Origin of the sequence: Paracoccus aminovorans, assembly GCF_001546115.1 — a bacterium.
Taxonomy (GTDB): domain Bacteria; phylum Pseudomonadota; class Alphaproteobacteria; order Rhodobacterales; family Rhodobacteraceae; genus Paracoccus; species Paracoccus aminovorans_B.
In genome coordinates this window covers 2,328,368-2,334,367 of sequence record NZ_KQ955208.1, presented here as the reverse complement: position 1 = coordinate 2,334,367, position 6,000 = coordinate 2,328,368, and the positions used below count along the sequence as shown (strand labels likewise).

Below are 6,000 nucleotides of genomic sequence, written 5' to 3'. Positions count from 1 at the left end.
GGTATCCATGTCGCGCGACTTCGATGCTTGCGGCATAGGCGTTTAGCGCGCTGAAGAGCAATCTTGCCGTAGTTTCCTTGAAGCCATTTTTATCAGCTTGCGGCAGATAGTGGATAATACGAGCAAAGCAGCGGGCGAAAACCCGACTGCATTCAACTATGTCGTTTCTGGCCAAAGTATCGAATGAACCAGCCACCCTTGGCCCATCGCGTTGAAGTTGCTTGATGAGCATGTCGTTCGTTAGAAAGACCGTCTTGCCTCCGGTCATCACGACGGCAGCGGTTTCCTCTGGCCGAGGAAGTTTACGTCGGCCGCGCTGTAGGCGCCCTTTTGATTTTCGTGTCACAGCAACTTCCTTCGATGTCCCGTTGTGACTAATCGATTTCGCTGAAACCACCAAGGCGGCTGTAAACAGTCCCGACACCTCTTCGTTAAAGCGAAGTCCTGCTTCGCTCGTCACGGCCTTCCGACAGCGATGGAACGCTCAGCCGGGTTCGGCGAACCATTCCCTGCGGATCCAAAGCGAGCGGACACTGGCTCGCACGGTTTTCTCTGTGTTTCGAAGGACTTCGCACCCTCTTGCTTCCATAGTGCTTCCACGGGCGGCAGAAACGCAAACGCCGCCCCGGAGGGCGGCGCTTAAGCGCTTGATAACACGAAGATTTCTGGTTGCGGGGGCAGGATTTCATCTTTACTTGCGCTCAGAGCAAGCAAAGATGGTTGCAGGTTCCGGCCAACAATTTGAATCCCGAATGAATTCAAATTTTATAGCCGAATTGGTACAGCAATTCGCACCTGTGGGCTTGCACCATCAAGATGGCGCACTCTTTGTAGCAACCGCCTGACGATCGATCAGAATTTCACCGGTACAAACGACAAACAAAAGCAATTTCCCCCCTCCTTCTCTCAGGCGAGGGGCTTGGAATTAACCGGATGGGGGCCGCAAGCGGACCGGCCGCTCATGAATTTCGGATCTGGATAAGCTGCCCATTGGCGCCCCAGCGTTGATGAAACTGAGAACTATGTCTCCGCCGGAGCGCTACGATTCCGCAGCCCGTGCAGCGCCCTCATGGCCTACACAGATCCGCGGTAGCCTTGGCCCCTACGCGCAAGAAGCCAAAGGGCGAAAATCCTCGCTCACCACCATCCCTAACTTCCCGAGGCATCCAGGGACTGTCACCAGAGACATAGGAACAAAATGGAAACAAGCCGCTTGTAAAGTGACTCTTTACAGTGTACACATCTCGGCAAAGCCTTCAAGACGGAGATGCCTAAATGAGAGCTATGATGCGCTCGGCGGAGCCGGTCCATCCCGGCGGTTTCGTCAAGAGTAAAGTCATTGAGGCCAATGGCCTATCGGTGACGGATGCCGCTGAGGCACTAGGCGTTACCCGACCGGCCCTTTCAGCTTTGATCAACGGCCGATCGCATCTGACCCCAGAAATGGCGTTGCGCATTGAGAAGGCCTTTGGGGTCTCTATGGATCAACTGATGGGAATGCAGAACAGCTTCGATATTGCTGAGGTTCGCAAGCGGGGAAGCGAGATCGAAGTTGCTCGCTTCGAGCCGAGAGTGATTCGGGCGCAGCGGGAGCGGAATTCATGAGGGGCATGAAAACAGCGCCGCGCGTAAAGCCTGTCGCCGCTGTCGAAGCGGTTGTCTCTCTTGATTCCAAACGCCTCGAACTGACGCGCGCGCGCGTTATGGCCCGGGCTTGGGCCGAAACGATTTCGGAGTCGGATCGGACAAAGCAGGCCGCGCTTTTCGTGCGTGCCGCGATCGCGGCTTTCGCTTCGGAAAAAGCGGCAGACCTTACTCTGCGGCCGCCTTTCGCCAGCTCACGCGACAAGCTTGATGCAACTGCCTGCCAACTCGCAGTCTCACTGGGTCATGAAGCTGCTGCGCTTCCCGTACTCGAAGGCTGCCACTTTCTGACGAGCCTTTATACCACATTGCTCCCCGGGAATGAGCGCAGCGATCTAGGGGCTTTCTACACGCCTCCCGCATTGACGAAGCGGCTGCTCGATCTTGCGGATGAAGGTGGTTTGAATTGGGCGACTGCCCGCGTGCTAGATCCAGCAAGCGGTGGCGGGGCATTCCTTCTTGAGGCTGCATCGCGCATGCGCGATGCACTGCAGGAAAGCGAACCTGCTTTCGTGCTGGCCCAAATAGGTAACCGGCTCGCAGGCTTTGAGGTTGATCCCAATGCGGCGTGGCTATCGCAGGCGGCTCTCGATATTTACCTGTCCGATCTCGCCCTCGTGAGCGGGCGCGACATTCCGTTGTGCGTGAAGGTCTGCGATACCCTCGAAGAGACCCCTATACCAATCTACGATCTGGTTGCCGGCAATCCCCCCTATGGCCGGATAACGCTGACTGCCGCGCAGCGCCTTCGGTTCGCACGTGGCCTATATGGTCATGCCAACCTCTACGGGGTCTTTACAGATATTGCACTCAGGTGGACGCGTCCCGGTGGCTTGATTGCGTACCTGACACCCACCAGCGTGCTTGGCGGTCAATATTATACAGCTCTGCGGCGGCTGCTGGCCGAAGAAGCGCCGCCCGTCGCCATTGACTTCGTTCACGCACGACGCGGTGTTTTTGAAGGCGTTTTGCAGGAAACGCTGCTTGCTCTCTATCTCAAAGGCGGCGAGCCGGGTCGTTTCCAAGTCCACTATCTCAACGTAGATAACGAACGCGAAGCCCGTTTGACCAAGAATGGTAAAGTTGGATTGCCAGAAGATCCGGGTGCGCCCTGGCTTGCACCGCGGGAGCCTAGCCACGTTGGCCTGATTAAGGCAGCCGAAGGCATGGCCGCTCGGCTTTCAGATTGGGGCTATAGCGTTTCGACAGGGCCTCTCGTGTGGAACAGGTTCAAACCGCAAATGCGGAGCCGCGCCGGGCGCGGCTTGCACCCGCTGATTTGGGCCGAAGCAGTTACGGCTGACGGCCGCTTCATCTTCCGTGCCGAGAAGAAAAATCACGCTCCATACTTCAAGACGGAGGCTGGAGATAACTGGCTTGTGGTCGACCGGGGGTGCGTTCTTGTTCAGCGCACGACAGCCAAGGAGCAGTTGCGCCGCCTTATCGCGGCCGAGCTGCCTCAAGCCTTCATCAACGAGCATGGCGGGGTGGTTGTAGAAAATCATCTGAACATGGTGCGCGCCACGAAGGCGCCGAAGGTTACACCGGCAGCTGTCGCTGCGGTGCTCAATAGTGATGTGGTCGATCAACTATTCAGATGTATCAGCGGCAGCGTTGCCGTTTCTGCGTTTGAGTTGGAGGCAATCCCATTGCCACCTGTCGAGGCCATGGCACCGGTCGAGCGTCTGATAGCAAAGGGTGCTTCCCGCAAAGCCGTCGAAAAGGCATTACGAAACCTCTACGGGTTTGAAGTATGAGCTTGCCTCCTCTTCTTCCCTGGAGTGACATCCACACTCGCCTTCCTGAGATCTTTCCTGAAGGCTCAGCCAATCGCGACCACTCGATTTGGGAGATCGCAGCCAAGACTATCTTCGTAATGCTCTATACTGGGGCCGTCGAAGGGGCCGGCCGATGGATTCGCCCTGATCAGGTCACTCGCATGACCGATGATCAGGCCGTGCAAGACGATGATGACGCGCGTGATGCCTGGGCGACATCATCAACCAAGCCCGGCAAGGCCGACGTGCCTGGTCGCTGGTATGCCGTCAATACACGGGAGTCGATCCGCGACGATACAATTCGCTACGCGCTAATTCAGAATGGTGCCGTCATTGAGAGGCCAGGACTTTCTACAACCTCACCGGCGGGACGCTATGCCCTGCAGGCCGATTTCGCGGAGTTGCTAGCTCCAACTCTCGACGAGGCAACCTTCATCGCGAAGGCAGCGGCTTGGCGAGAAAAGCACCTAAATGCAGGCGCTCTCGCACGCATAGCGATCGTGCGCAAAGGAGCAGCCGCCGGTGGTGCTTATGAGCTTGTAACATTCCCCAACGGCGAGTCTCGCCGTATAACGTCAGGGGCGAGTGCCGATATTTCGAAAGCAGTGATTGAGGTCTTCGCACTCAAATTTCTTCAGAAGCCCGGCGTAATCTCTCTTAGCGAAAGCGGCAATAAAGTAGTCGCACGGGATGATGAACTGGCTAAAGCCATCGGCCTTACTATCCCAGCCGACAAGAGCCTCCCCGACATTGTCCTTGTGGACCTTGGTCCTGCGCATCCACTGCTAATCTTCGTAGAAGTTGTGCATACGGATGGCCCAGTAAACGACGCTCGGAAAATAGCCCTTCTTCAAATCTCTGAAGGAGCGGGTTTCGCAACCCAGCACGTCGCTTTCGTCACCGCCTACCTTGATCGCGCCTCGCAGACGTTCCGTAAGACAGTTAGCAGCCTGGCGTGGGGAAGCTACGCTTGGTTCGCCTCTGAACCTGACAGCCTGATCGTGTTCAGCGGCAAGCCACTTCAGATCGAAGGAGGCTGACGTGGCTCAAGCTGAGCATCTTCGCGAAGCCGGCGAATCTGGATAGAATCCCATGGATCGGCTTTCCCTCAGCTATGTTTGGAACCAGAAGTCGGTTCCTGTCGTGCTGCGCCGGACCGGACGCGGTGAGAAGCTTCGGGTGCGCCTGCCATTTTCCGACGGCAATCGGCACTGGCTGCAGAACGGCCGGCGAACGGCACCGGAATGGATCGGTGAACCGGACTCCTACTGGGAGCTACCGAAGTCCTGGTTCAACGACTTCGTTGATCGGGCGATGCAGCGCCACGGCAAAGTCTACATCATCCAGCCTTATCGCGAGCAGGAGATCTGCGCGCGGGCGTGCCAGGAAGCACAGGGGCACGAATGTCAGTGCTCTTGCATGGGGGCAAACTATGGTGGCGGCAATGATGGAAGCTGGTTCGTAACCATCCGGCGTAGGCCGCGGACGGGTGTCCGTGCTCAGGGAGTGGGCTTGGGTGCTTTGGGCTTGCCGGGCCGCGGGGACCATTTCTTCGCGAGTTGGTCAAAGCGTTCGACGATCCTGTCGATCCTGGCATCTTTGGGATCGAAGGATGCACCTGACCAGCTGACCATGTCGTCGTGCTGTTCGTGGTCCGGATCTGCGAGGGCTTCAAGGAACGCTTCGTAGCCCGGGGCGCCGCCGACGTCCTCGGGCGGGCAGGCTCCGCTGGCCTTCAGAAGCCTTGGATAGGTCACGCCCGGGCTGGCCTCGCTCACCCGCTCGATGCGGATGCTGTGGTCCCAGTCATCGCCGAAGTCGTAGACATACTGGAGCGTCCTGGCGCCGGTATCCTCGAGCACCTTTTGCAGCGTCGCCTTCTTCGCGGGCATCGGGCCGTCGTAGAATCCGTCCGGATCGGGCACGCCCCAGCCCGCCCCCCCGGCCCTGAATTCGTAGAGATGGGTGTCCGTCCAGATGAACAAGAGCAACGAGAGCGACGCCCGGGTCTGGCCGAGTTGGTGCGGGTTGGTTGGTATCGGGAAGTGGCGGTCAACGTAGACGCGCAGGTCGCCGCTCGGCGAGTGAGGTGGTGCCGGTTTCTGAGACAGGGGCATAAGGTGGATCGACCGATGAAAAGGACGATCCAGCATGAAGACACGCAGACGGTTTACGGCCGAGTTCAAGGCCAAGGTCGCGCTTGAGGCGATCAAGCCGAAAAGAGCCTTACCGCGGTAGGCCAATCGGGGATTACCGGTGTCGGTCGCAGATCACCGATAGGGCGGTGCTGCAAATGGCATTAAAAAGGCTGCAACCAAGGAGATGTCGACTTTGCATCAACGAAAGATCATGCATTCGCCTGCAGGCCGAGGCCCAACCTATCGTGCTTCCTTCGATCATGAACGCGCCTTCTCGGACTTCGTCAACACCTACCTTGACACGACGATACTGCCGGAGCGCGAAAACCCATCGCCAACAATCAAAAATGAACACACCAAAGGAAGGAAGAGCAGAAGAAATATTCTTTATCAATCCCCAGGAACTGGCGAGATACTCAGCTGCCGGCGGGAAGCATGAT

At 57.6% G+C, this 6,000-nt stretch carries 5 protein-coding genes; 3 read left to right on the top strand and 2 right to left on the bottom strand.

The genetic code is table 11. From position 1 onward, the window contains the following. Nucleotides 1-460: hypothetical protein (locus tag ASV56_RS23955; protein ID WP_172823746.1), on the bottom strand; the 460-nt coding region annotated here is incomplete at its 3' end. An 827-nt stretch (nucleotides 461-1,287) separates the two neighbouring features. On the opposite strand from ASV56_RS23955, the gene ASV56_RS11920 reads away from it, so the two are divergent. From ASV56_RS11920 to ASV56_RS22760, 3 genes are read left to right on the top strand one after another with little or no spacing between them, the layout of a single operon-like run. After that, nucleotides 1,288-1,605, top strand: a complete 318-nt coding sequence (locus ASV56_RS11920; protein ID WP_253879968.1) for a HigA family addiction module antitoxin — start codon at nucleotides 1,288-1,290, stop codon at nucleotides 1,603-1,605. Further along, complete coding sequence (locus ASV56_RS22765) at nucleotides 1,602-3,401, top strand: HsdM family class I SAM-dependent methyltransferase (protein ID WP_082724795.1); 1,800 nt, start codon at nucleotides 1,602-1,604, stop codon at nucleotides 3,399-3,401. Before ASV56_RS11920 ends, ASV56_RS22765 begins: the two co-directional genes overlap by 4 nt. Then, a complete protein-coding gene (locus ASV56_RS22760) occupies nucleotides 3,398-4,462 on the top strand; it encodes a BsuBI/PstI family type II restriction endonuclease (RefSeq protein ID WP_082724794.1) in 1,065 nt (354 codons plus the stop codon). Before ASV56_RS22765 ends, ASV56_RS22760 begins: the two co-directional genes overlap by 4 nt. 459 nt (nucleotides 4,463-4,921) lie before the next feature. Here the strand turns inward: ASV56_RS22760 and ASV56_RS11910 are convergent, their stop codons facing one another. Continuing rightward, entirely contained in the window at nucleotides 4,922-5,635 is a 714-nt protein-coding gene (locus tag ASV56_RS11910; RefSeq protein WP_062562154.1) for a plasmid pRiA4b ORF-3 family protein, read from the bottom strand. Nucleotides 5,636-6,000 lie beyond the last annotated feature (365 nt).

Bases quoted from the DNA above. Each gene is read 5' to 3' on its own strand.
- ASV56_RS22765 (WP_082724795.1), top strand. From the start codon at position 1,602: ATGAGGGGCATGAAAACAGCGCCGCGCGTAAAGCCTGTCGCCGCTGTC.
- ASV56_RS11920 (WP_253879968.1), top strand. From the start codon at position 1,288: ATGCGCTCGGCGGAGCCGGTCCATCCCGGCGGTTTCGTCAAGAGTAAA.
- ASV56_RS22760 (WP_082724794.1), top strand. From the start codon at position 3,398: ATGAGCTTGCCTCCTCTTCTTCCCTGGAGTGACATCCACACTCGCCTT.